This is a genomic window from Streptomyces sp. NPDC079141 (genome assembly GCF_040686775.1).
Lineage (GTDB): Bacteria > Actinomycetota > Actinomycetes > Streptomycetales > Streptomycetaceae > Streptomyces.
Genome location: NZ_JBFBLP010000030.1, coordinates 1 through 25,528 on the forward strand (window position 1 = coordinate 1; position 25,528 = coordinate 25,528).

Here is a 25,528-nt window from a genome sequence, read left to right on the forward strand (position 1 = left end):
GCGGCGTGCCGGCGCAGGGCCGCGGGGTCCGCCTCCGCGCCGGGCGCGGCAACGACGTAGGCGACCAGGCGCTTGTCGCCGGGCTGATCCTCACGCACCACGACCACGGCACGGGCCACCGTGGGGTGGCCGGCGATCACCGCGGCCACCTCGCCCGGCTCGATCCGGAAACCACGGACCTTCACCTGGTCATCCGCGCGACCCAGGTACTCCAGCTCACCGTCCGCGGTCCACCGGGCCAGGTCGCCGGTGCGGTACATGCGCTCCCCCGGCGCCCCGAACGGGCAGGCCACGAAGCGCTCCGCGGTCAGCTCCGGACGGTTCAGATACCCCCGGGCCAGACCCGCACCCGCGATATACAGCTCACCCGCGGCACCCACCGGAACCGGACGCAGACCGGCGTCCAGGACGTACAGGCGCGTGTTGATCAGCGGCGCGCCGATCGGCGGGACCACCGCACCCGACAACGGCATACTCATGCTCGCGCACACCGTCGACTCCGTCGGACCGTACGCGTTGATCATCCGGCGGCCACGCGACCAACGCGCCACCAGATCCGGCGGACACGCCTCACCCGCCACCACCAGCGTCGTCACCGTCGGCAGCGCGTCGTCCGGGAGGACGGCCAGCGCGGACGGCGGCAGCGTGATGTGCGTGATCCCCTCCTCGCGCACCAGCCCGGTCAGCGCCGCACCCGGCAGCAGCCGCTCGGCAGGCGCCAGCACCAGCACCGCGCCCGCCAGCAGCGCCATGCACACCTCGGACACGGCCGCATCGAAGCTCGGCGACGCGAACAGCAGCACCCGGCTGTCGGGAGTGACCGCGAAACGCTCAATCTGCCCCGCCGCCAGACTCGCAATACCGCGATGCGAGACCGCAACACCCTTCGGACGCCCCGTCGAACCCGACGTATGAATCACATACGCGAGCGACGTGACATCCGCGGGCAGGAGGTCATCCGCGGCCCGACCGGAAGTGTCCGCCGCCGCAAGCCACGCCTCGTCGACCACCAGCACCGGAGCAACGTCGTCAAGGATGTGCGCAATACGCTCCGCCGGATACTCCGGATCCACCGGGACATGAACCGCCCCCGCCTTCATGACGGCGAGCAGCACCACAACCAGGTCGGCCGAGCGCGGCAGGGACACCGCGACGGCCCGCTCCGGGCCCGCGCCATGCTCGGCCAGCAGCCGGGCGAGCCGGTTGGCCCGCGCATTCAGCTCCGCATACGTCAGTTGGACGCCCTCGAAGACCACGGCGGTGGCGTCCGGGGTCCGAGCCACCTGCGCCTGGAACAACTCCGGCAGAGTGCCCGCAGGCACCGCACGCTCGGTGGCGTTGAAACCGTCGAGCAACACCGAACGCTCATCGGCACCAAGCACCTCGACACGTCCGACCGGCAGCTCAGGTGTCTGCGCCATGGCCGTCAGGACGCGCAGCAGCCGTTCCATGACGCCGCGAGCCGTCTGTTCGGTGACCGGCCCGGGCTGGTGGTCGAGGCGGAAGTGCAGTTCGTCGCCGGGGGTGGCGACGAGGCCGTAGGTGTAGTGCACGGCGTCCCGGGTGCGGGCGCCGGTGAGCTTGAGGCCGGTTCCGGCCGCGACGGTGTTCAGGGTCTCGGCGTCGAGGGGGTAGTTCTCGAACACGAGGGAGGTGTCGAAGAGTTCGCCGAAGCCGATGGCGCGCTGGATGTCGGCGAGCCCGAGGTGCTGGTGCTCCAGCAGCCGCGCCTGCTCCCGCTGGGCACGTGCCAGCAGTTCGCCGACGGGCTCGGCGGGGTCGATGCGCAGCCGTGCCGGCACGGTGTTGATGAACAGGCCGATGGTGTCCCAGGCGCCGTCCGCCTCGGCCGGGCGGCCGGAGACGGTGACGCCGAACGTCACGTCGTCGCGGCCCAGTTGGTGGGCCAGGACCAGTCCCCAGGCGGCCTGGACGGCCGAGTTGAGGGTGACGCCCAGCGTGCGTGTCCGCTCGGTCAGCCGGGCGGTGAGCGGGGCGGGCAGGGCCGCCTCCACGGTGGCGGGGAGCTGCGGGGTGCGGCCGGGGTCGGGGGCGGCGACGAGCGTCGGCTCCTCGAATCCGGCGAAGGCCTCGCGCCAGGCGGTCTCGGCGGCGGCGCGGTCCTGTCCGGCCAGCCAGGCGAGGTGGTCCCGGTAGGGCCTGACCGGCGGCAGCGGGTGCTCGCCCCGGTACAGCTCCAGCAGTTCGCGTACGACGACGGGCAGGGACCAGCCGTCCCACAGCACGTGGTGGGAGGTGATCGCCAGCCGGTGACGCCGGTCGCCCAGCTTCAGCAGGGTGAACCGCACGAGCGGGGGCCGGGCGGGGTCGAAGCGGCGGGTGCGGTCGGCGTCGAGCAGTCGCTGGGCCTCCCGCTCCCGCTCGGCCTCGTCCAGGGCGCCGAGGTCGGCCTCCTGCCAGGGCAGCGGTACGTCGCGCAGGACCGCCTGCACGGGGGTGCTCAGGTTGTCGTGCAGGAAGGCTGCCCGCAGGTTGGGGTGCCGTTCCAGCAGTGCGGCCGCGGCTGCGCGCAGCCGGGCGGTGTCCGGCTCGCCCTCGATGTCGACGGCGAGCTGCACGGTGTAGACGTCGCCGGACTCCTCGTCGAAGGAGTGGTGGAAGAGCAGCCCCTCCTGGAGGGGGGAGAGCGGCAGGACGTCGTCGAGGCGGCCGGCGAATCGCCGTTCCAGTTCCTCGATCTCGCTCTGGCCGAGCTGTGCGGGGGCGATGTCGGAGGGCGTCAGGCCTCCCGCGTCCGGCCGTTCGACGAGGGCGGCGAGGCCGCGCAGGGCCTCGAACCACTCCTCGGCCAGCCGGCGCACGCGGTCCTCGGTGTACAGGCGGCCGGCCCAGGTCCAGGTGGCGACGAGTTCGGGTCCGTCGGGGCCGTCCTCGGCCAGGGCGTTGAGTTCCACGGTGTGGGCGAGGGGCAGGCCGGCGTCGGCGGATCCGCCGATGCCGTTGCTGCCGGGGACGATGCCGAAGTCGGAGTCGTCGCCGGTGGTCGTGCGGCCCAGGTAGTTGAAGCCCAGCGCGGGCGAGGGCAGCGCGGCGAGTTCGGTGCGGGCCCGGGTGTCGAGGTGGCGCAGTACGCCGTAGCCGAGGCCGTGGTCGGGCACCGCGCGCAGCAGTTCCTTGGTGCGCTTGAGCAGTCGGTCGGCCTGGGGGCCGCCCGCGCGCAGTCCGGCTCGTGCCTCGGCGTCCAGCGGGCCCGCGTCGAGCCGTACCGGGTACAGGCTGGTGAACCAGCCCACGGTCCGGGAGACATCGGCGTCGTCCGCGCCGAGCGCGTCTCGGCCGTGGCCCTCCAGATCGACCAGCACGGTCGGGTCGTCGGTGCCGCGCCAGGCGGTGACGGCCGCCGCGAACGCGGCGAGCAGAACGTCGTCGGGACGCACCCGGTAGCGGGCGGCCGCGGTGGTCAGGAGGGCCCGCGTCACCTCGGCGGGCAGCCTGAGCCGCAGCGAGGCGGCGGTGCCGTGGGTGTCGAGGGCGGGGTCGAGGGCGGGGATTCCGGCCGTGTCCGCCGTAGCCGCAGAACCTTCCAACACTTCGCGCCAATACGGCAGTTGGTCCCGGCATGCCCCGTCGGCGGCTGCCGTGTGGCGGCGCTGTGACCAGGAGCGGTAGGAGAGGCTCGGCGCGGGGAGCGTGGGGGTGCGGCCGGTGGTGGCCGCCCGGAGGGCGTCGGCGAGGTCGGACAGCAGGATGCGCCAGGACACGCCGTCGACCACCAGGTGGTGGGCGACGAGGACGAGTCGGCCGGACGCGGCCGGGCCCCGGTCGCACCACACCGCCTGGAGCATGACGCCGTCGCGCGGTGCGAGCCGGGCGCGGGCTGCCGCGGCCTGCTCGGTCATGAGCTCGTCCAGCTCGGCGTCCGCGGCGCCGTTCGCGCCGACGCGGTGCAGCAGTGCGTCGGCGGCCACCGAGCCGCGGTCGCCGATCGTGAGGGACCACGGCTCGCCGTCGGACAGGCGCGTCCGCAGGGCGTCGTGGTGGTCGAGGACGGCCTCCAGGGCCGTGGTCAGGTCCCGGCGGCCGAGCCCGGCGGGCACGCGCACGGCGAGGGACTGGGCGAACCCGTCGACGGGGCCGCCGCGTTCGGCCAGCCAGTGGGCCATGGGCGGCAGCGGCAGTGCGCCCACCGCGATGTCCGGCTCCTCGGCGGCGGTGGATCCGGCGCGGGCCGCGACGGCGGCGAGGCCTTCGACGGTGCGCTGCTCGAACACGTCGCGCGCGGTGAGGACGAGTCCCTGCTGCCGGGCGCGGCCGACCAGCTGGATCGACATGATGCTGTCGCCGCCGAGGTCGAAGAAGCCGTCGGCGGCACTCACCTCGGGCAGGCCGAGCACCTCGGCGAACAGGGCGCAGAGGGTGCGTTCGGTCTCGGTGCGCGGCGCCCTGCCGCCGCCGGATTCGGGCAGCTGCGGGGCGGGCAGGGCCCTGCGGTCCAGCTTGCCGTTCGGCGTCAGGGGCAGTTCGTCGAGGGTGACGAAGGCGGACGGCACCATGTAGTCCGGCAGGGTCGCCGCCAGGTGGTCGCGCAGCGGGCCGTGCTCGACCGGGCCGTGCCCGGCCAGGACGTAGGCGACCAGGCGGCGGTCGCCGGGGCGGTCCTCGCGCACCACCGTCTGGGCCCAGGCCACACCCGGGTGGCCGGCCAGCACGGCGTCGATCTCGCCGAGTTCGATGCGCAGGCCGCGGATCTTCACCTGGTGGTCGGTGCGTCCGAGGTACTCAAGTGCGCCGTCGGCGCGCCACCGGGCCAGGTCGCCGGTGCGGTACATGCGGGTGCCGGCAGGGCCGTGCGGGTCGGCGACGAAGCGCTCGGCGGTGAGGTCGGGCCGGCCGAGGTAGCCGCGGGCCAGGCCGGTGCCGGAGATGTACAGCTCGCCGGGGGTGCCGACCGGCACCGGCCGCAGCCCGCTGTCCAGCACCTGCATCCGGATGTTCCAGATGGGCCGGCCGATCGGCACCGACGTGCCGGTGTCGTCCGGGGCGCAGGGCCAGGCGGTGACGTCCACGGCGGCCTCGGTGGGGCCGTACAGGTTGTGCAGGGCGGCCGGCAGCAGCTGGTGGAACTGCTGTTGCAGGTCGCGGGGCAGGGCCTCGCCGCTGCACACGACGCGGCGCAGCGAGGTGCAGCGCATCGCGGTGGGTTCCTGGAGGAAGGCCTGGAGCATGGACGGCACGAAGTGCACGGTGGTGATCCGCCGGTCCTGGATCAGTCCGGCGAGGTAGGCGGCGTCGCGGTGTCCCTCGGGCCGGGCGACGACGAGGGTCGCGCCGACGGCGAGCGGCCAGAAGAACTCCCACACCGATACGTCGAAGCCGAACGCGGTCTTCTGCAGGACCCGGTCCGTGGCGTCGAGCCGGTAGGCGTCCTGCATCCACAGCAGCCGGTTGGCGATGGCCGCGTGGCTGACGACGACGCCCTTGGGCCGCCCGGTGGAGCCGGAGGTGTAGATGACGTAGGCGGGGTGGTCGAGGCCGAGGGGTGCGGTGCGGTCGGCGTCGGTGAGGTCGCTGCCGGGCAGTGCGGTGGTGTCGGCCTCGTCGACGAGCAGGTGCGGGGCTTGGGACGCGGGCAGCCGGCCGGCCACGTCGCCGCGGGTCAGCACCAGTTCGGGGGCGGCGTCGGTGAGCAGGTGGGCGATGCGGTCCGCGGGGTAGTCGGTGTCGACGGGCAGGTAGGCGCCGCCCGCCTTCACCACGGCGTGGAGGGCCACGACGAGTTCGAGGGAGCGGGGCAGGGCGATCGCCACCCGCCGCTCCGGGCCGACGCCGTGCCGCACCAGGAGCCGGGCGAGCCGGTTGGCGCGCTCGTTGAGCTCCGCGTAGGTCAGCCGGGTGTCCTCGAAGACGACGGCGGTGGCATCCGGGGTGCGGGCGGCCTGTGCCTCGAAGGCGGCGGGCAGGGTGGCCGGGGCGATCTCGTGGGCGGTGTCGTTGAAGGTGTCGAGTGTCAGCCGCCGTTCGTCGGCGGTGAGCACGTCGAGTCGCCCGGTGGGACGGCCGGAGTCGTCGGCGAGTGCCTCAAGGATGCGCACCAGCCGGTCGGCCACGGACTGCGCGGTGGCGCGGTCGACGAGGTCGGGCTGGTGGTCCAGGCGCAGCCGCAGGGTGTCGCCGGGGACCACGACCAGGCCGAGCGGGTAGTGCACGGCGTCGTGCGCGTGGACCTCGCCGACCCGCAGTCCGACCGTTTCGGTGAGTTCGGTGAAGGCGGCGGCCTCCAGCGGGAAGTTCTCGAACACCACGGAGGTGTCGAAGAGTTCGCCGAGTCCGGCCGCGCGCTGGATGTCGGCGAGCCCGGTGTGCTCGTGCTCCAGCAGCCGCTGCCGCTCGTCCTGCACGCGCCGCAGCAGGTCGCCGAGCGGTTCGGCCGGGTTCAGGCGCACCCGCAGCGGCACGGTGTTGATGTACAGCCCGACGCAGTCCTCGATGCCGTCGATCTCGGCGGGCCGTCCGGAGACGGTCACGCCGAAGGTGATGTCGTCGCGTCCCAGGGTGCGCGACAGGGTGAGCGCCCAGGCCGCCTCGACCACCGAGTTGAGGGTGACGCCGAGGGCGCGGGCCCGTTCGGAGAGTGTCGCCGTGGCGGGCGCGGGCAGCGTGGTCTCCACGCGTTCCGGCCGGACCGGAACCCGGCCGGCGGGTGCGGCGGCGATCCGCGTCGGCTCCTCGACGTCGGCGAACGCCTCCCGCCAGGCCTGTTCGGCGGCGCCCCGGTCGCGGTGGGCGAGCCAGCGCAGGTGGTCGGCGAAGGGCCGCGGCGCGGGCAGCGCGGAGGTGTTGCGGTACAGCTCCAGCAGCTCGCGCAGCAGCACGGGCAGGGACCAGCCGTCCAGTACGGCGTGGTGCACGGTCAGGGCCAGTACGGCACGCTCGGTTCCGGTGCGGGCGAGCAGGAAGCGGACGAGCGGGGGCCGGTCGAGGTCGAAGCGGCGCTCGCGCTCGCCGACCAGCCGCTCGTGCAGCGCCTCTTCGCCGGCGGTCTCGGTCTCCTGCCAGTCCAGGGGCACGTCGGCGTGGACGACCTGCACGGGCCGGCTGAGTCCCTCGGTGGGGAAGCCGGCGCGCAGCGCGTCGTGCCGGGCGAGCAGTGCGGCGGCGGCCGTCCTCAGGGCGGGCACGTCGAGGGTGCCGAGGAGTTCGACGGCGACCTGCACGGTGTAGACGTCGGGGGCGCCCTGGTCGAAGACGCTGTGGAAGACCAGGCCCTCCTGCAGCGGGGTCAGCGGCAGCACCTCGGCCGACGCGGGCAACTGCGCCCGCAGCGCGGCCAGTTCCGCCGCGCCGAGGGGTACGTCGAGGGGGGCGTCGCCGGGTACGTCGGCGGCGGCGGCGGCCGCGTCCTGCGGTACGGCCTCGGCGAGCGCGGCGACCGTGCGGTGGGCGAAGACGTCCTTGACGGCGAGGCGCAGTCCGGCCCGGCGGGCGCGGCCGACCAGGCGGACGGCGACGATGCTGTCGCCGCCGAGGGCGAAGAAGCTGTCGTCGACGCCGACTTCGGGCACGCCGAGGACCTCGGCGAACAGGGCGCACAGCGTCTTCTCCAGCGCGGTGCGGGGCGCAGTGCCGGAGACCGAGCCGGCGAAGTCGGGGGCGGGCAGGGCGGCCCGGTCGAGCTTGCCGTTGGGGGTCAGCGGCAGCGCGTCCAGCGTCACGAACGCCGCCGGGACCATGTATTCGGGCAGGGTCCGCGCCAGGTGGGTGCGGAGCTCCTCGGGGGTGGCGGTGCCGACGACGTATCCGACCAGGCGCTGGTCGCCGGGGCGGTCCTCGCGCACCACGACCGCGGCCCGGGACACCGCCGGGTGGCCGAGCAGGGCGGCCTCGATCTCGCCGGGCTCGATGCGGTGGCCGCGCACCTTGACCTGGTGGTCGACGCGGCCGAGGTACTCCAGCTCGCCGTCGGCCGACCAGCGCACCAGGTCGCCGGTGCGGTACATGCGGGTGCCGGGGGCGCCGTGGGGGTCGGCGACGAACCGTTCGGCGCTGAGTCCGGCCCGGTCCAGGTAGCCGTGGGCCAGGCCGGCGCCGGCGATGTACAGCTCGCCGGCCACGCGGGCGGGCGCCGGGCGCAGGGCCGCGTCGAGCACGTAGACGCGGGTGTTGCCGATGGGGCGGCCGATGGAGCCGCGCGCGGCGCTGTCGCCGGCGACCTCGCCGGCCGTGGACCAGATGGTGGTCTCGGTGGGGCCGTAGAGGTTGGTGACCGACCGGGCCGTGGCCTGCAGGCGGTGGGCGAGGTCGGCGGGGAGTGCCTCGCCGCCGACGAGGACGCGCAGCCCGGCGGGCGCCGTCGGGAACTCGTCGACGAGGGCCCGCCACAGGCTGGGCGTCGCCTGCATCACGGTGGCCCGGGAGGTGCCGATCAGATCGGCCAGGGCCTGCGGGTCCCGGGTGGTGTCCTTGTCGGCGAGCACCACTCGGGCGCCTGCCAGCAGGGGCAGGTACAGCTCCAGGGCGGCGATGTCGAAGCCGACGGTCGTGACCGCGAGCAGCGAGTCCTCGGCGGTCAGGGCGAACAGTCCGGCCATCGAGTCGAGGAAGTTGACCAGGGCGGCGTGTCCGACGACGACGCCCTTGGGGCGGCCGGTCGAGCCGGAGGTGTAGATGACGTAGGCGGGGCTGTGCGGCGGGACCGGTGCCAGGTTGTCCGGCGTACGGTCCTCGGTGCGGGCGTCCGCCAGCCAGGCCTCGTCCACGACGAGGACGGGCCGGGAGTCCTCGATCATGTAGGTGATGCGGTCGGCGGGGAAGTCGGGGTCGAGCGGTACGTAGGCCGCGCCCGACTTGGCCACGGCGAGCAGCACGGTGACGAGGTCGACGGAGCGCGGCAGCCGGACGGCGACCCGGTGCCCGGGGCCCGCTCCCTGTTCGACCAGCAGCTTGGCCACGCGGTTGGCGCGGGCGTTGAGCTCGCCGTAGGTGAGTTCGCGGTCGCCGCAGAGCACGGCCGTGGCGTGCGGGGTGCGGGCCGCGACGGCCTCGAAGAGCTGGGGCAGCGCGTCCGCGGGCACGGCGCGGTCGGTCGCGTTCCATGCGTCGAGCAGCGTTGCGCGTTCGGTGTCGGCGAGGACCTCCGCGCGTCCCGTGGGGGTCGCGGGGTCGGCCGCGAACCGGGTCAGGACGCGGGCGAGGCGGGCGACGGTCCGCTCGGCCTCGACGGCGTCGATCAGGTCGGGCTGGTGGTCGATCCTGAGCCGGAGCCGTTCGCCGGGGTGGACGACGAGGCTCAGCGGGAAGTGGGCGCCCTCGTGGGCGCGGGCGTCCAGGAGGCGCAGTCCGGCCCGGTCGGCCAGGGTGCCGAGGGCAGCGCGGTCGAGGGGGTAGTTCTCGAACACCATGGAGGTGTCGAAGAGTTCACCGAGCCCGGTCCACCGCTGGATGTCGGCGAGCCCGATGTGCTGGTGCTCGAGCAGGGCGGCGCGCTCCTGCTGGATGCGTGCGGCGAGGGAGCCGAGGGGTTCGGCGGGGTCCAGCCGGACGCGCAGGGGCAGCGTGTTGATGAACAGGCCGGCCATGTCCTCCACGCCGCCGAGTTCGGCGGGGCGGCCGGCCACCGTGGTGCCGAACACCACGTCGGTGCGGCCCAGCAGCTGGGACAGGACCAGTGACCAGGCGGCCGTGGTGAGGGAGTTGAGGGTGACACCCAGTTCGCGGGCGCGCCGGCCGAGGCGGTCGGTGAGTTCGGCGGGGAGGTCGTGCTCCACGCGCGCGGGGGGCATCGGGGTGCGGCCGGGCACGGTCGGCGCGAGCCGGGCGGGCTCCTCGAACCCGTCGAACGCGGCGGTCCAGGCCTGCCGGGCGGCCTCGGTGTCCTGTGCCGCGAGCCATGCCAAGTAGTCGGCGTAGGGCCGCACTTCGGGCAGCGGCCGGTCGGCCGCGTAGGTGTGGAGCAGGTCGCGGACGACGACGGGCAGCGACCAGCCGTCGATGACGGTGTGGTGGGCGGTGAGCGCCAGGACGTGGTGCTCGGCGGCCGTGCGGACCAGCAGGAAGCGGACGAGCGGCGGCCGGTCCAGGGCGAAGCGCGCGGCGCGCTCCTGTGCCAGCAGCGCGTCCAGGCCCTGGCCGTCCTCGGTCGTCTCCTCCCGCCATTCCAGGGGGACTTCGGCCGGTACGACCTGGACGGCGCGGCTCAGTCCCTCGTGCCGGAACCCGGCGCGCAGCGCGTCGTGCCGGTGCAGCAGGGTCGCGGCGGCGGCGCGCAGGGCGGTGGTGTCGAGCGGGCCGCCGAGTTCGAGGACGGCCTGGACGGTGTAGAGGTCGGGCTGGTCCTCGTCGAAGACGCTGTGGAAGAGCAGGCCTTCCTGAAGGGGCGTCAGCGGCAGGACGCGGGCGCCGGACGGGGCGTCGACGAGGGCGAGTTCGTGCCGCGGCAGCGGGTCGGGGAGCTGGTACGTCTCGGTGTCCGCCGTGGTCCGGGCGACGGCGGCGAGGGCCTCGACGGTGCGGTGCACGAAGACGTCGCGGGCGGTGAGGGCGAGGTTCGCGCGGCGGGCCCGGGAGACGAGCCGCAGGGCCAGGACGCTGTCGCCGCCGAGATCGAAGAAGCTGTCGTCGACTCCGGCCCGCTGCACGCCGAGGACCTCGGCGAACAGGGTGCACAGCAGGGTCTCGGCGGCGGTGCGCGGGGCGCCGCCCCGTGCGGTGTAGGTGGGTGCGGGCAGGGCGGCCCGGTCCAGCTTGCCGTTGGGGTTGAGCGGCAGCGCGTCCAGCGTGACGAAGGCGGAGGGCACCATGTAGTCCGGCAGGGCCTGGGCCACCTGGGCGCGCAGCTCGCCGGTGTCGGCGCCGCCGACGACGTAGGCCACGAGCCGCTTGTCGCCGGGGCGGTCCTCGCGCAGCACGACGGCGGCGTGCTCCACCGCGGGGTGGGCGGCCAGGGCGGCCTCGATCTCGGCCGGTTCGACGCGGAAGCCGCGCACCTTGACCTGCTGGTCGGCGCGGCCGAGGTAGTCGAGCTGCCCGTCGGCGGTCCAGCGGGCCAGGTCGCCGGTGCGGTACATGCGCTCGCCGGTGGCGGAGAAGGGGCAGGCCACGAACCGTTCGGCGGTCAGGCCGGGCCGGCCGAGGTAGCCGCGGGCCAGGCCGGCGCCCGCGATGTACAGCTCGCCGGCGGTGCCGGCCGGGACCGGGCGCAGCGCGTCGTCGAGGACGTAGGCGCGGGTGTTGGCGATGGGGCGGCCGATGCGCACGGTGCCGGCGGTGACGTCGGCGTACAGGCTGTCGCCGCTGGCCTCGGAGGAGCCGTACAGGTTCAGCAGGCGGGCGGCGGGCAGCGCGGTGCGGAACCGGTCGGCGTGGGCGGGGGGCAGGGCCTCGCCGCTGGTCACCCACAGGGTGCACGGCGCGAGGGCACCGGCGTCGTCGCCGTCCAGGAGCTCGGCGAGGAGGCTGGGCACGAGGGTGATGCGGCCGACGCCGTGCCGGGCGACGAGGTCGGTCATGGCGGCGGCGCTGCGGGCGGCCTCGGCGCCGCAGAGCACGACGGGCGCGCCGTGCACGAGCGGGCCGAGGAGTTCGGTGGTGCCGTCGACGAAGCTGAGGGAGCTCTTGGCGAGGACGGGCCGCCCGTCGAAGGGGAACTCCTCCCCGAACCACAGCAGCCGGTTGACGGCGCCTTCGTGGAGGCCCGCCACGCCCTTGGGGACGCCGGTGGATCCGGAGGTGTAGATGAGGTACGCCGGGTGGGCGGGGGTCAGCGGCCGGGCGCGGTCGGCGTCGGTGGGGTTGTGCGCGGGCCGGCCAGCGGTGTCGAGGGCGTCGAGGATCAGCACGTCCCCGCCGTGCGGCGGCAGGCCGGCGGCGAGTTCGGCGGTGGTCAGGACGAGGCCGGGCCGGGCGTCGCCGAGCATGTGGGCGATGCGGTCGGCCGGGTAGTCGGGGTCCACGGCCAGGTAGGCGGCGCCGGACTTGAGTACGGCGAGCAGGGCGACGACCTGGTCCGCGGAGCGCGGCAGCACCAGGCCGACGTGCCCGTCGGGGCCCGTCCCGCGGGCGATGAGCAGGTGGGCGAGGCGGTTGGCCCGGGTGTTGAGTTCGGCGTAGGTGAGCGTGCCGCCGTCATGGTGGAGGGCGGGCGCGTCCGGGGTGCGGGCCGCCTGCGCCTCGAACAGCACGGGCAGGGTGGCGGAGGTCCGCTCGCGCGCGGTGGCGTTCCAGGTGTCGAGGAGGGTGTCGCGCTCGGCGTCGGTGAGCAGGTCGAGGGCGGCGACCGGGTGGCCGGGGTCGGCCGCGGCGCGCTGCAGGAAGGTGGTGAACCGGTCCTGGTGGCGGGCGAGTTCGTCCTCGGTGTAGAGCTCGCGGTTGCCGCAGAACTCCAGCTGGGTCTCACCGGTGCCGGGCGTGCGGTAGGCGTTGACCGTCAGGTCGGCGATGGGGCCGTTGGCGAGCTGTCGGCGCACCGCGGTGCAGGCGCCGAAGCGGGTCTCCTGCTCGAAGGCCATCACGTTGACCTGCGGGCCGGTCAGTGCGCCGGCCTCGGCGGACAGGCCGAGCCGGGCGCGCAGGGTCTCGCCGCGGTGGCGCTGGTGCCGGATGGTCTGCCGGATCCTGTCCTCGGCCTGGGCCACGAGGTCGCCGAAGGTGGTGTCCGGGTCGACGGTGAGGCGGACGGGGACCTCGTTGGCGAGCATCGCGGGCGTGCCCAGTTCGGCGCGCGAACGCCGCGCGGCCATGGGCATGTTGACGATGATCTCGGACCGGCCGAGCAGGCGGTGCACATAGGCCGCGGTGGCGGCGACGACGGTTGCGGACAGGCCGCCGACACCGCTGTCGGCGAAGTCGCCGAGGACCTCCGGCGCCAGCGGCGTGACCAGGCGCAGGGTGCTGGGCGTGGCGGGGGCGACCCGCCCGGCGAGCGGGGTGCCCTCGTGGTGGTCGGCGAACGCGGCCAGCCAGTGGGCCGCGTCCGTGGCGTGCCGCTCGGAGGCGAGGTAGGCGGCGTCCTCGGCGAGCAGGTCGGCGAGGGGTGCGGCGATCGCTCCGGACGGTTGCAGGCCCTGTTCGTGGGCGGTGTACAGCTCGGCGAGCCGCCGGATGTAGAGGTGCTGGCCGAAGCCGTCCAGGACGATGTGGTGGTAGCGGAAGTACAGGACGCTGCCGTGCTCCCCGGTGGTGAACAGGGCGTGCGTGTACGGCGCTTCGGTGCCGAGGTCGGTGGCACGGGCGAGGTCGGCGGCCGTCCAGGCCTCGATCTCGGCGTCCGGGTCGGGCCGGTCCGTGAGGTCGACGAGGTGCAGTTCGGGCTCGCCGGCCGGCTCGACGGTCAGCCGGGGGCCGTCCGCCGTGTCGTGGAAGCGGGTGCGCAGCGTGTCGGTCTCGGCGACGGCCTGGGTGACGGCCCGGCGCAGGGCGTTCTCGTCGAGCCGTCCGGTGAGCGTGTAGGTGACACCGCAGTTGTAGAAGGGGTTGTCGGGTGCCATGCGCTGGGCCACCCAGATGCCAGTCTGCGCGGCGGACACGGTGTGGAACGTGTTGCTGACGTCGGACACGGTGCTTCCCATCCCCCAGGGCGCTGCGGTGTGCGTGGAACTGCGGTGCGTGAGTGTGTGGTGCGGTGGGCCGGTCAGGCGGCTTCGCCGCGGGCGCGCTCCTCGCCGATGGCGGCGAGGAGGGCCTCGATGGTGGGGTTGTCCCACATCATCGTCGGGTCGACGGCGAAGCCGAGGTGGTCCTCGATCTCGGCGGCGACGGACAGGGCGTACACCGAGTCCAGGCCGTAGTCGCTGAGCGGTACGTCGGGGCGGATGTCGGCGGCCGGCATCTTCAGGTGCTCGGCGACGCGCTCCACCAGCCAGCCGTGCAGGTCGTCGTTGTCGGTGGCGGCGGCGCTCGGGGCGGTGCTCTCGGACATGGGGGTCTCCCGTCGGGATGTCGGTCGGACAGCGGTCGTCGGCGGGCCGGCGTGGCGGGCCCGCGGCAGGTGGGTCGGGTGGGCTCAGCCGGCGAGCGGCCGGGGCAGCAGACCGAGGCCCCGCGAGCGGGCGCAGCGGTCCAGCAGTTCGTCCCACAGGGGCTGTTGGAGGTGGTCGGGCAGCAGCGGCAAAGGCGTGCCGAGGGGGGCGCGCAGCCGGTGCAGGGCCGCGGCCGCCCAGGCCGGGTCGGCGAGGAAGGTGTCGTCGGTCCCTTGAGCGTGCCGCCAGGTCTCGAAGCAGGCGGCCGCGACGAGGACCTTCACATAGCGCGTGGTCAGGTCGTAGGCGGGCGAGCTCGCCCCGACCGAAAGCTCGGCCGGTGAGAGCGCGGTGCACTCCTCGGCCAGGGTGAGGAGTTCGCGGGCGAAGTGTTCGCCGTGCGCGCGCAGCGCGGTGTACGCCGGTCCGCTGCCGTCCGGCATGGCGGCGAGCCCGGCGGCCAGCGAGGTGCTGAGGTTCTCGCGGCCGGCGGCGCTGATGGCGAGCCGGTGGAAGTCGAAGGGCGGCAGGTCGGCGCCGGGCCGGAACAGCTCGGCCGGTGCGCCTGCCTCGCCGAGCCAGGACCGCCTGGCGAGCAGCGGGAGCTGGGGCAGCAGCGACACCTGGCAGGCGGCGCGCGCCGCGTGCCCGAAGCCCGCGGGCTGGATGTCCCGCAGAAGCTTCTGGAAGGCGGCCGAGGCTCCCTCGCGGATGTAGAAGTGGGCGCCCATCACGGCCGAGAGCTGGTTCATCACGTCCATGAGGGTCTTGGACACGAAGAGCTTCACGGCCTGCGCGTGGATCGGGGTCTGTTCCGGCACCAGGTGCAGGGCGCGGGTGGCCACGGTCGCGAAGCAGTCGGCGGTCAGCAGGTCCGAGTACGCGGTGGCGAGCACCGCGCGGACGTGCGCGAGGTCTGCGGCCGTACGGCCGTACAGGCGGCGGCCCTTGACGTGGTCGACGGTGATGCGCAGGGCCGTGTCGACGAGGCCGGTGAACATCGACACCAGGGTGGTGCGGGTGACCTGGAAGGAGCGCAGCGCGGTCTCCAGGCCCTGCCCGGGCCTGCCGAGGACGGCGCTCTCGGGCAGCGGACAGTCGCGGAACTCGATGCCGCCGAGCTGCACTCCGCGCATGCCGCTGGTGCGGAAGCGGGGCAGGTACGTCATGTGTCCGGCGGGCAGCCGCGACTTGTCGACGAAGAGCTGGGAGTGGCTGCGGCTGCCGGGGCGCTCGGCGGTGCGGGCGAAGACCACGACCGCCTCGGCGCGCTGGACGTTGGTGATGATCTCCTTGCGGCCGTTGAGGAGGAGTCCGTCCGGTCCGGGCAGCGCGGTGAACTCGGTGCCGGCCATGTCGTTGCCGTGGGCCAGCTCGTGGTAGGCGACGGCCACCCGGCGTCCGGAGCACAGCAGTTCGGCGGCCCGGCGGCACTGCTCGTCGTCGCCCGCGGTCCACAGGTTGACGCCGGCGATGAACGAGCTGGCGCCGTAGCCCAGTCCGAGGCAGGGGTCGCGCCGGTACAGCGAGCGCATGATCTCCACGAGGTGGTCGAGCCGGTCGAGCCGGCCGCCGAACGCGGTGGGCACGAACTCGGCGCCCAGCCCGTACTCGTGCAGCGCCGCCTCTCCGGCCTCGAACATCTCGCCGCGCTCGTCGGCCTCCAGGGCGGCACGCAGGCCGAGCGGGTTGTCGTCGGCGAAGGGGTCGCCGAGCGCGGACTCCAGCGTGTGCAGCCGTGCGGGCATGGCGGTGGTGGTGGGTGCCGTGGTCACTGGACGCCCTCCTGCGCGTAGGTGGCCGGCAGGGACGGCGGCGCGCCGTCGGTGGTGGCGAGCAGCCGGTCGGCCAGCAGGTCGTAGGCGGCAGCCCGGGTCTCGTCGGCGGCGATGCCGAGCCGGTTGAGGACGAGGGTGAGGCCGACCCGGAGCCACAGTCCGTCGTAGGGTGTGCGGGCGCTGTCCAGCCACAGGTGGATCAGGGTGGCGGCGGCAAAGCACAGCTCGTACTGGGCGGCCAGGTCGAAGGCCGACTGCGGGACGTCGCGGACCGTGCGTTCCTGCTGTTCCATCCCGGTGTGCACGGCCTCGGCGAGGCCGGCGAGTTCGTCCGCCATGCGGGACACCTCGGGCGGCAGCTGCCCCTCGCGGACTCCGGCGCGCAGCCGTTCCAGCGCCTCGGGCAGGAGTTGTACGAGGCTTGAGCCCCGGGTCGACAGCAGGCGCAGCCGGTCCGGTTCGAAGGGCGGCGGCGGGCTGCCGGGCATGGTCGCGGTGACGGCGTCCCGGTCGGCCGTGCCACGGCGCCATGCGCGGGCGAGGGCCGGGAAGTGGTCGATGAGCAGGTTGCGGTTGACCGCGGTACTGCCGTCGAAGACGGCGACGATGCGGTGGTCGCGGTCGAGCTTGGCGAAGGCGCCGTCGAGGTAGGTGTCGTCGCTCAGGAAGCCGCGGACACCGAGCAGTTCACTGATCCGGTCGAGGGTGTCCTGGGCGAGCGTGGGCACGAGCGCCTTGGTGACGGAGGCGACCACGGCCATCTCGGGGGTCAGGGTGTGAACGGCGCGGGCGGCGACGGTGGTGACGGCCTCGGCGACGATCAGTCCGGCGCAGGCCTCGCCCAGGATGCGGCGCACGCGCGGCAGGTCGCTGAGGCGGCGCCCGTAGAGCCGACGGCCGAGGGCGTACTCGGCGGCGATGCGCAGTGCGTGGTCGAGTGCGCCGAGCGAGAGGGCGGTGCACACGGTGCGGGTGAGCTGAAGGGTCTTCAGGACCGTTTCGGCTCCGGTGCCTTCCGCGCCGACGAGTGCCTCCTCGGGCAGTACGGCGCCGTCGAAGGCGATGCCGCTGATGTCGGCGCCCCGGATCCCGTGGGTGTGCACCTTGGGAAGTAACCGGTGGCTGCCCGGGGCCAGCCGGTCCTTGTCGACGAGGAAGAGGCTGAAGCCCCGTGGGCCGCCCCGTTCGCCGGTGCGGGCGAGGACGCACAGGAAGCGGCCGCGGGTGGCGTTGTTGATGAGCCACTTCTCGCCGTCGAGCCGCCAGCCCTGCTCGGTGCGCCGGGCGGTGAGTTCCCCGGCGAGCAGGTCGCTGCCGTGGTGGCGCTCGGTCAGGGCCCAGGAGGCCACGGCGCCGGCGCGCACCTCGGCGGCGAGCTCGGCCGCCTGCCGCTCGCTGCCCGCGACCCAGACGGGGGCGGTGCCGAGGAACGTCTTGCCGTGGGCGACGGCGACGGTCAGATCACGGCGGGCCACGGTGCGCAGGAGCTGGACCAGTTCGACGTGGTCGCCGAGGAGACCGCCGTGGCGGGCGTCGACGTAGTGCGCGGCGAGGCCGAAGTCGTCGAGTGCGCGGCAGGCTTCGGCGGGGAAGGCCTCCGCGTGGTCCAGCGCCGCCATGGTGGCGGGGCTGAGGGCGCCGTCACCGGAGTCGGATCGGCGCAGGAACTGGTCGAGTCTGAGCACAGGAGTGTGCGGCACTGTGGATCCCCCGTTGTGTGGCTCCCCTGGCCGGATACGGCCGCGGGGCACTGTTCGTCGTCCGGGCACCCGGTCGGTGTGCGCGGGTCGGCCGGTGTGCTGCGTGGCTACGCGGTGGCGTGCTCCAGGCGTGGGTCGAGCTTGGCGATGAGTGCGGAGACCTCTCCGGCGCGGAAGAGTTCCCGCATCTGCAGGCGCTGGATCTTGCCGCTCGTGGTGCGCTGGACGGCGCCGCGGCGGACCAGGGCGAGTCCCGACAGGTGCGCGCCGAACTCGGTGAAGACGGTGCGTCGGATGGAGCTGGCCAGCCTCTCCAGCTCCTCGTCGGTGTGCCGGCCGCGCAGTTCGTGGACGAGGACGAGGAGTTCTTCCTCGCGGCCCTCGTCGTCCTGGACGGGCACGGTGAAGGCCGCGCCGAACGTACCGTGCAGTTCGAGGTGGTGCTGGCGGGCCTCGTACTCGATGTCCTGCGGGTAGAGGTTGCGGCCGCGCAGGATGAGCATTTCCTTCAGCCGGCCGGTGATGAACAGTTCACCGTCGAGGACGGCTCCCAGGTCGCCGGTGCGCAGATAGCCGCTCTCGGTGCCGGGGGCGGTGTCCGCGACGGTGCCGTTGAAGGTCCGCTCGGTGGCCTCGGCGTTGTCCCAGTAGCCCTGGCCGACGCTCGGGCCGCGCAGCCAGATCTCGCCGATCTCCCCTTCGGGCAGCGCGCGGCGGCTGTCGGGTTCGACGATGCGTACGTCGTAGTCGTGCGGGAAGCCGCAGGAGACGACGTCCCTGCCGGGGTCGGCGGCGGAGACGGGTACGAGGGCGCCGCTCGCCAGGCGCTGTTCGTCGACGCGGAGCACCACCGGTTCGCGGTGGCCGGAGCCGCTGACGAAGACGGTGGCCTCGGCCATGCCGTAGCAGGGGTTGAGGGTTTCGGTGCGCAGGCCCGCGACGGCGAAACGCTTGGCGAAGGCGGTGAGGGTGGCGGCCTGGACCGGTTCCGAGCCGTTGTTGGCGAACTTCCAGCGGGACAGGTCCAGTCCGGCGAGCTGTTCGTCGGTGATCTGACGGCTGCACAGTTCGTAGGCGAAATTGGGTCCTGCGGACCAGGCGATGTCGAACTCGTCGATCATGCGCAGCCACCAGTGCGGCCGCTTGAGGAAAGTGGTGGGGCTCATGAGGACGCAGGAACTGCCGAGATACAGCGGCGGCAGCAGAATGCCCATCAGTCCCATGTCGTGGTAATGCGGGATCCAGGAGCCGAATCGTGATTCGTCGTCGAGGCCGAAGGTCCGGCACAGGCTCTCGGCGTTGTGCAGCAGATTGCCGTGGGTGAGGACAACACCCTTGGGGTTGCCCGTCGAGCCCGAGGTGTACTGCAGCAGGGCGACGGAGTCGTGGTCGAGCGGGGGCAGCAGTTCCGCGGCCAGTGGGGGCTCGTCGAGGGCGTCGGTGACCAGCAGTGCCTCGCGGTCGCGGTCGAAGGCCTCGGCCCAGTCGCCGACCTCCGTGAGCGTGCGGCTCTCGGTGAGCACCGCCGCGACGTCGGCATCGGCGGCGATGACGGAAACGCGGCGCTGATGGTGGCGGTATCGGCCAGGAAGCGGTGAAGGGACGGCCACGACACCGGCGTAGAGACAGCCGATGAATGCCGCCGCGAATTCCAGGCCTTCGGGGTACAGCAGCAGGGCACGGTCGCCGGGTGCGCACCGCTTCAGCAGTGCCGCGGCCACCGTGCGGGCCCTTCGGTCGAGTTCCGCATAGGTTAGGGATATTCGACCGTCGTCGGCATCGAAATCGGATAGAAATGTGACCGCCGCGCTGGAACCGCTTTCCGCGACGTTTTTACGTATGGACTCTGTGAAATTGGCGTGCATCTACAAGATCCTCCCCCGCGGAGCCACACCGTCCCGATGCGGCCGCCATTCGTCGATCTCGCGAACCCAATCGGCGTGACACCTACTGACGATCAGCCGATGACCAAGGTCAACTTCCATGACCCTAAGGATCATTGAATGGTGCAGTCAACCCCCCACGGCAACCTCCGCAGGGGCCGGACCACCACTTCAGCCAGTATCAAACGCCTGCTCAGGAGCGGGTCAACCCACTTTGGTCAGCCCATGCCCAACGAAGGTCATGGGCTGCTCAACGGCCCGCGACTTGGCTTGAATGCACCCCGCCCTGTCAAGCGATTAACGACGGCCGAGGTCAGCGGACTTGCGCTTGACACCCCAACGGAGGCCCGCCTACTGTCCGAACGATCATCCAACTGCCATTAACTGGAGAGGGTGTTTTGACCGTGGGGGGAACGGTACTTGTATCTGGCACCTCGTCAGATGCGCACACCTGGAATTTAATCTATATACACCTGTTCCTTGAAGAGCGCGGATACACGGTCAGCAATCTCGGCTCCTGCGTTCCGGATGACCTTCTCGTCCGTACCTGTCGCACACTGCGGCCGGAGCTGGTCGTCCTCAGCAGCGTCAACGGCCACGGGTTCACCGACGGACTTCAAGCCATCGGGGCGATCAGACAGCAGCGTGATATGCGCCACCTTCCGGTGGTGATCGGCGGCAAGCTGGGGACGGACGGGCTGCGCAACGCCGGCAGCACCCGCAGACTCCTGGACGCCGGCTTCGACGCCGTCTTCGACAGCGGGGACCTCGGCGCCTTCGACCGCTTCCTGAACCGCCGCCGCGCGGCCGCGGCATGACCGTCCCGGCGGACCAGGACTTCGGCTCCTTCGTTGCCACGGCCCGCGCCCGCGGCCGGCTCGTCGTACAGCCCCGGATGGGGTTCGGCAGCCGGGCGCGGATGCGCGTCGGACTGGAACGCACCAGACAGGCCGAAGGCGTGACCGTGGGCACCATCACCCTGGACAGCTACACCCGGGTCGGCGACTTCGCCGCCGCCCGGGCCGCGGTGGCACAGAACCTGCCGCTCAACGGCTACCCGCTGCTGGCGCACGGGGCGGAGGCGACCCGGGCCCTGCTCGACGGGGTCCAGGACGAGACGTTCCCGGTCCAGGTCCGCCACGGATCCGCGCGCCCGCAGGCGCTGTTCGCCGAACTGATCGCGGCAGGCCTGCACGCCACCGAGGGCGGCCCCGTCTCGTACTGCCTGCCCTACAGCCGTACGCCGCTGCACGAGTCGGTGCGGCACTGGGCGGAGAGCTGCGAACTGCTGGCCTCGGCCGGCGGACCCGACACCCAGCCGCATCTGGAGTCGTTCGGCGGCTGCATGCTCGGCCAGCTCTGCCCGCCCAGCCTGCTGGTGGCGCTCAGCGTGCTGGAAGGACTCTTCTTCGCGCAGCACGGGCTGCGCTGCATCTCCCTCAGCTACGCCCAGCAGACCAGCGCCGAGCAGGACGCGGAGGCATTGGCGGCGCTGCACCGGCTGGCCGCCGAGGAACTGCCGGACGACGTGCGGTGGCACAGCGTCCTGTACGCGTACATGGGTCTGTACCCCGGCACGGTACGGGGAGCACAGCGGCTGCTGGAGTCCGCGGCCCGGCTCGCCGTACGGGCCGGGGCGGCCCGGCTGATCGTGAAGACCGCGGCCGAGGCCTACCGCATCCCGACCATCGCCGAGAACGTGGCCGCACTCGAACTGGCCGCGCACACCGCGGAACACAGCCGCCCCGACGAGGAGCGGCAGCCGCCGGCCGAGTCCGACGGCACGGTCTACGCGGAGGCCCGCGCGCTGGTGCACGCCGTCCGGGAGCTGCATCCGGACCTGGGCACGGCCCTGGTCCGCGCCTTCGAACGGGGGCTGCTGGACGTGCCGTTCTGCCTCCACCCGGACAACCAGGGCCGGACCCGGAGCCTCATCGACGACCGGGGAAGGCTGCGCTGGTCCGCCACCGGCAGCCTGCCCCTGCCCCCCGCGGCCGGGCAGCGCAACGCGCCCGCGATGACGGCGGCCGGGCTGCTGGACTCCCTGACGTTCGTTCGGCGGGCGTACGACTCATGACGGACACCCCGCTGTTCGGATCACTTTCGGCACGCCGGATACGTGCCGAGCGAAAGGGGCAGGTCATGCCCTTTTGCAGAGGTGGCACGGGCGCCCCGCGGGGATCTTGGACACATGAACCTGCGTCGCCCCCTCCCCCTGCTCACCGCCCTGTCGGCGGCGGCCGTCGCGCTGCTGCTCGTCGGCCTGTGCCTGCGGCCCGCGCCGTCCCCCGCCTCCCGTACCGTCCGGGCCGACCCGGCGGCCGCCGTGGTGCCCCGGCTGCCGGCGCCCACCGGGCCGTACGCCGTCGGCCGGGCGGATCTCAGGCTGGTCGACCGGCAGCGGACCGATCCCTTCACCCACCGCGGCCCGCGCGAGCTCATGGTCAGCGTCTGGTACCCGGCGGGCGACACGGCCGGACGGCCCCGGGCCCGCTGGATGCCGCCCGGCGTCGCCAAGGACTTCTCGGCGGCCGCGTCCCGCATCCTCGGTCTGCCCACCGGGCGGGTCGACTGGTCCGCGGTGACGACGCACGCGGCCCTCGGCGCACCGCCGGCCGAGCCCGCCCGGCGCCGGCCGACGATCCTGTACTCGCCCGGCCTCGGCACCTCCCGTTCCTGGGGCACGGTGCTGGTCGAGGAACTCGCCGCCCACGGCTATGTCGTCGTGACGATGGACCACACCTACGAATCCCTCGGGGTGGACTTCGGGCAGGGCCGGATCGCCCGGGCCGTGACGGCGGGCACCGGCACCGACGAGGGGCTGGCCCGGCGCATGCGGGTACGGGCCGCCGACACCGCCTTCGTCCTGGACGCGCTCGCCCGGCCCGGCACGCGGCGCGCGCTGCCCGCGGGCCTGGGCGCGCAGCTGGATCCGGACCGCATCGGGATGTTCGGACACTCGGCGGGCGGCATCACCGCGGCCGAGACCATGGCGCGCGATCCGCGGATCGACGCGGGCCTCGACCTCGACGGATTCAACGTCACGCCCGCCCGGCGCTCCTGGCCGGAGCTGGACCGCCTGGTGCGCGGCGGGCTCGACCGCCCGTTCCTGATGGTGGGGTCCACCGCGACACCCGCCGAGGCGCTGCCGGCCCGGCTGCACGCCGGCTCGCCGGCATCGGTGTCGATCCGCCGCCTGGCGGGCACCGCGCACTACTCGTTCAGCGACTTCCAGGCGCTGCTGCCGCAGCTGCGCGGCCGGGCGGGACTGCCCGAGCCGCACACCGCCCGGCTGATCGGCACCGCCGCCCCGAAGAGCGTGGTGAACCGCGAACGCGCGATCGTCACCGGCTTCTTCGACCTTCACCTGCGCCGCCCGGGTCGCTCGGGCGGCTGAACCGGCCGGAACGACGGGGGAATTGCATGGCCGCATCGATGATCAGCACAACGGAGCTCACCAAGTCCTACGACGGGGTGCACGCCCTGCGCGGGGTCAGTCTGGAGGTGGCGGAAGGCACCGTGCTCGGGCTGCTCGGGCACAACGGTGCCGGAAAGACCACGCTCGTGAACATCCTCGCCACGCTGCTGCCGCCGAGCGGCGGGAGCGCGACCGTGGCCGGCCATGACGTGGTCCGCGACAGCCGGGCCGTCCGCGGCTGCATCGGCCTCACCGGCCAGTTCGCCTCGGTGGACGAGAAGCTGTCCGGCTACGACAACCTGGTGCTGATCGCCCGGCTGCTGGGCGCCAGTGCGCGGCAGGCCCGGGAGCGGGCCGAGGAGCTGCTGGAGGTGTTCGACCTCTCCGCGGCCGGGCGCCGGCTGTCCCGCACCTACTCCGGGGGAATGCGCAGGCGGCTCGATCTCGCCGCGAGCCTCGTCGGCCGGCCCCGGGTGATCTTCCTCGACGAGCCGTCCACCGGGCTGGACCCGGCCAGCCGGATCTCGCTGTGGGAGACCGTCGAGGCCCTGGTCGCGGACGGCACCACCGTGCTGCTGACCACGCAGTACCTGGAGGAGGCGGAGCGCCTCGCCGACACCGTGGCCGTCCTCTCGCAGGGCACCGTGGTGGCGGCCGGCACGCCGAGCGAGCTGAAGTCCCGGGTGGGTGAGCGGCGGGCGCAGCTGTCGACGACCCGGCGCGGGGACGCCGTCAAGGTCGCCGAGGCGCTGCGCCGGTCCGGGTTCGCCGCCGTGCAGACCCCGGAGGAGGGCGCGGTGAGCGTGCCGGTCGCCGACTTCGACGACTTCGCGCAGGTCGTCCGGGCCGTCGAGGAGGCCGCGGTGCCCGTCACCGGGCTCACCCTGTCGGAGCCGTCGCTGGACGACGTCTATCTCTCCCTCGCCGCCAAGTCCGCGGCGACCGCGGCCCGTTGACCCTCCGAGGAGCTACCACCATGACTGTCACGGTTCCCACCGCCGAGACCCGGTCCGCGACGGCACCCGTGCGCTGGCAGCCGGCCGGCGCACGCGCCCAGTTCACCGTGCTGACGGGACGCAGCCTGCGCGGACTGGTCACCGACCGCAGGCTCGTCGTCCTCACCATGGTCCAGCCGCTGATCCTGCTGGTCATCTTCAGCCAGGTGTTCGGCAGCATGGCCTCCCGGGACCACTTCCCGGCGGGCGTGGACTACATCGACTACCTGATGCCGGCCATTCTGGTCACCAGCGGGATCACCTCGGCCGTCGGCTCCGGCGCCGAGCTGATCCGGGACATGGACAACGGCGTGCTGACCCGCTTCCGTTCACTGCCGGTCGGGCTGCACTGGATCCTGGTCGCCCGCGCCGTCGCGGACGTGCTGCGCACCACCGCCCAGACCGTGCTGCTGCTGGTGTGCGCCACGCTGTTCTTCGGTTTCGACCCGACCGGCGGGCTGCCGGGCATTACCGCGGCGCTGGCCCTCTCGCTCCTTGTCATCGCCGCACTGACCTGGGTCTTCATCGCCCTGGGCACCTGGGTGCGCAGCGCGCGGATCATGCAGAGCGTCAGCGGACTGGCCCTGTTCCCGCTGATGTTCGCCTCCAGCGCGTACGTCCCGCTGGACGCGCTGCCCGGCTGGCTGCGCGCGGTGGCCGTGGTCAACCCGGTCTCCTACGCGGTGGACGCCACCCGGGCGCTGGCGCTGGACTGGCCGCTGGGCGGCGATGTGGTGGGAGCGGTGGCCACCAGCCTGCTGGTGATGGCCGTCGCCGTGGCGGCGGCGGTCGCCGGGTTCCGCAGGCCGCTCACCCGCTGACCCGCCGCGGACATACGAAGGGGGCGGGACGCCCGGCCGGCGTCCCGCCCCTTTCGTGTGCTGTGGGCCGGGTCAGTCGGTCATGGCGACCAGGACCCGGCGCGCACCGGTGAAGGAGCGCCGGCCGTGCCCCACGGCGATGTTGTCGATCACCATCAGGTCGCCCTGCTGCCAGTCGACGTCCACGGCGTTCTCCAGGCCCCGGTCGCGCACCTGGAGGACGTACTCCGCCGGGATGGGGGTGCCGTCGGCGAAGGTCACCGACTGCGGCAGCTCCTCCTCCGGCAGGATCTGGGCGAGTTCGGCGGCCGTCTCGTCACCGAGGGACGCCGGGTGCCACTGGTCGGACTGGTTGAACCAGACCTCCGCGCCGGTCTCCGGGCGGGTGATCGTGGAGTGCCGTACCTGGGTGATGCGCAGCGTGCCGTCGGGCAGCCACTTCCAGTCGGCCTCCGCACCGCGCAGAAACGCCTCCACCTCCGCCCGGTCGGTGGTCTCGAAGGTGTCCTGCCAGCTCTTGCCGAGACCCAGGCCGTCGTGCAGGTTCTGCGTGTAGCGCACACCGCCGGCGAACGCCTCGCGCACCTCGGGGTCGAGGGAGGCGAGCCACAGCTCCCCGTCGACGATCGGCGTGGCGCCGCCGGTGGCGGGTGCGGTGGCACAGAAGAAGACGAGCCGGGTGGGCCAACGGTGGCCGTAGCTCAGCTCGTTGTGCATCGAGATGGTCAGTTCCTGGGGGTACTCGGTCGAGGTGTACACATTGGAACCGACCTTGGTGCGGGGCGAGTTGCCGTGCACATAGGCGAGGCGGTTGGGCAGCAGGAGGTCCAGGACCGGGTCCAGGGTCTCCTCGCCGAGGTGGAAGCCGCGGAACACGACGGCCTTCTCCCGGGCGAGCAGGCCGGCGAAGTCCTCGTGGCCGCGCAGCAGTTCGGCCAGCGCCTCGGGGGTCCCCTGCCCGTCGTCGGCGGTGATCTCGAACGGCTTCCAGGCGCGCAGTGCGGCCAGGTCGGTCATGCG

The 25,528-nt window shown here is 73.3% G+C and carries 11 protein-coding genes; 5 read left to right on the top strand and 6 right to left on the bottom strand.

Annotation, left to right across the window (positions count from 1 at the left end):
• From AB0Q90_RS41020 to AB0Q90_RS41040, 5 genes are all read right to left on the bottom strand, one after another.
• Nucleotides 1-13,511: amino acid adenylation domain-containing protein (locus AB0Q90_RS41020; protein ID WP_363165783.1), on the bottom strand; the 13,511-nt coding region annotated here is incomplete at its 3' end.
• A 74-nt stretch (nucleotides 13,512-13,585) separates the two neighbouring features.
• A complete protein-coding gene (locus AB0Q90_RS41025; protein WP_363165782.1) occupies nucleotides 13,586-13,873 on the bottom strand; it encodes an acyl carrier protein in 288 nt (95 codons plus the stop codon).
• 84 nt (nucleotides 13,874-13,957) lie between these two features.
• Nucleotides 13,958-15,688, bottom strand: a complete 1,731-nt coding sequence (locus AB0Q90_RS41030; RefSeq protein WP_363165781.1) for an acyl-CoA dehydrogenase family protein — start codon at nucleotides 15,686-15,688, stop codon at nucleotides 13,958-13,960.
• Entirely contained in the window at nucleotides 15,685-17,391 is a 1,707-nt protein-coding gene (locus AB0Q90_RS41035; RefSeq protein WP_363165780.1) for an acyl-CoA dehydrogenase family protein, read from the bottom strand. The genes AB0Q90_RS41030 and AB0Q90_RS41035 overlap by 4 nt, the downstream gene beginning before the upstream one ends.
• A 107-nt stretch (nucleotides 17,392-17,498) precedes the next feature.
• Nucleotides 17,499-19,256: a fatty acyl-AMP ligase gene (locus AB0Q90_RS41040; RefSeq protein ID WP_363165779.1), complete on the bottom strand. Its 1,758-nt coding sequence runs from the start codon at nucleotides 19,254-19,256 to the stop codon at nucleotides 17,499-17,501.
• Between the two features lie 422 nt (nucleotides 19,257-19,678).
• Here AB0Q90_RS41040 and AB0Q90_RS41045 point away from each other — a divergent pair, with 422 nt between their 5' ends.
• The 5 genes from AB0Q90_RS41045 (at nucleotide 19,679) to AB0Q90_RS41065 (ending at nucleotide 24,508) form a co-directional block, all read left to right on the top strand.
• Complete coding sequence (locus AB0Q90_RS41045) at nucleotides 19,679-20,092, top strand: cobalamin-dependent protein (protein WP_363165778.1); 414 nt, start codon at nucleotides 19,679-19,681, stop codon at nucleotides 20,090-20,092.
• Nucleotides 20,089-21,351: a methylaspartate mutase gene (locus tag AB0Q90_RS41050; protein WP_363165777.1), complete on the top strand. Its 1,263-nt coding sequence runs from the start codon at nucleotides 20,089-20,091 to the stop codon at nucleotides 21,349-21,351. Before AB0Q90_RS41045 ends, AB0Q90_RS41050 begins: the two co-directional genes overlap by 4 nt.
• Nucleotides 21,352-21,465: 114 nt before the next feature.
• A complete protein-coding gene (locus AB0Q90_RS41055; RefSeq protein ID WP_363165776.1) occupies nucleotides 21,466-22,671 on the top strand; it encodes a hypothetical protein in 1,206 nt (401 codons plus the stop codon).
• 38 nt (nucleotides 22,672-22,709) lie between these two features.
• Nucleotides 22,710-23,648, top strand: a complete 939-nt coding sequence (locus tag AB0Q90_RS41060; protein ID WP_363165775.1) for an ATP-binding cassette domain-containing protein — start codon at nucleotides 22,710-22,712, stop codon at nucleotides 23,646-23,648.
• Nucleotides 23,649-23,668: 20 nt separating this feature from the next.
• The gene (locus AB0Q90_RS41065) at nucleotides 23,669-24,508 is read left to right on the top strand and encodes an ABC transporter permease (protein WP_363165774.1); all 840 of its coding nucleotides are present in this window, start codon (nucleotides 23,669-23,671) and stop codon (nucleotides 24,506-24,508) included.
• A 72-nt stretch (nucleotides 24,509-24,580) separates the two neighbouring features.
• On the opposite strand, the gene AB0Q90_RS41070 is transcribed toward AB0Q90_RS41065, so the two are convergent.
• Nucleotides 24,581-25,525, bottom strand: coding sequence for a TauD/TfdA family dioxygenase (locus tag AB0Q90_RS41070; RefSeq protein WP_363165773.1), 945 nt, complete (start codon nucleotides 25,523-25,525; stop codon nucleotides 24,581-24,583).
• Nucleotides 25,526-25,528: the final 3 nt, after the last annotated feature.